This is a genomic window from Pectinatus cerevisiiphilus, assembly GCF_004341685.1.
Lineage (GTDB): Bacteria > Bacillota > Negativicutes > Selenomonadales > Selenomonadaceae > Pectinatus > Pectinatus cerevisiiphilus.
The window spans coordinates 1-1,324 of record NZ_SMAA01000046.1; the positions used below are offsets into that span (position 1 = coordinate 1).

The window sequence follows — 1,324 nt, forward strand, 5'->3', positions numbered from 1 at the left end:
TACTGCATGGGTGTCGAGCTCCTTTCTGTGATACTTCTCTATAGTAACACAAAAGCTTTCATCTATCACTGACAACTATGCTAACACACAGGGAAGGCATACAAATTGTTCAATTAAAGGGTGGTGTTAGTCATTCTCAAAGTAACACATATGCTTATGAAGTAGTTGAACTATTTTCTAAAGCTTTCAATACAATTGGACAATACTTACCATTACCATTAATGTTTGATAGTGTACAAACAAAAGAATTAGTAGAAAGTGATCGCCACATAAAAAGAATATTAGAATTAGGTCGACAGGCAAATATCGCTGTATTTACAGTTGGAACAGTAAAAGATGACGCTTTGCTTTTTAGATTAGGTTATATTGATGAAAGAGATAAAAAAACTTTGAAAGAAAATGCCGTTGGTGATATTTGTTCACGATTTTTTAATGCCAAAGGACAACTATGTAATAAAGAGCTTGACAATAGAACTATTGGAATAACTTTAGAATCATTAAAAAATAAGGAAAAGAGACTTCTTGTAGCAGGAAATCAAAGAAAAGTCCCTGCTATTAAAGCGGCGTTAACAGGACATTTTGCTAATATATTGATAACAGATCAATATACAGCACAAGCTTTAATAAAATAAAGTTTTATAGCAAATATTATGGTAAGTAAAAATGCAAGCTTACTAAGTCATTCTTTTTTGTAAAAAGGATTTATAAAGGAATAGACATAATCTTATTCTCATCTATATAATTCATTTACTATACAAAATCAACGTAAATTAAACAATGTTATATATTATACTACTTAATACAGATATTATAAAAATAATTTGATCTATCCATGACAGTACAAAAAATGCTGGATATACTCTTAAATCATAAATCTAATGAATTGATGAATGTCAAAAATCATCCACAGAAATGAACCCCTGATCCAGTAATTATAAAAAGCTACTATTATTATAGCAACAGACTTCGTTTTTACCCGTAATAAACGCGAATATCTACTATAAGAATGACTAGAAGAAAATATCAAATGCTGCGAATTTTATACTTATAAAATCCGTAGCATTTTTTCTATACATTTTAAGGATAATTATTCCCTCATTATCTAATTCTTGATCTAGTTTTACATTTGATTATGTTTGTATGAGTAAATGTTTATGAGAATAGTATCACTAGATAATATTAATATTCTTTTATTTTTAGATATAAAATAACATAAAAATAAAAACTAAGGGGCTGTGACAAAATGAGTAATCATTTTGTCCACAGCCTCTTTTGCTATTCGTATTGAGGTCTCAAGTAGGCAATTACTAAAAAAGGGTATACA

1 protein-coding gene is annotated in these 1,324 nt (G+C 28.6%); it reads left to right on the forward strand.

The annotated features are described in order from the left end of the window. Window positions 1-77: 77 nt before the first annotated feature. Window positions 78-632, forward strand: a complete 555-nt coding sequence (locus EDC37_RS12215) for a sugar-binding transcriptional regulator (protein ID WP_132551748.1) — start codon at window positions 78-80, stop codon at window positions 630-632. Window positions 633-1,324 lie beyond the last annotated feature (692 nt).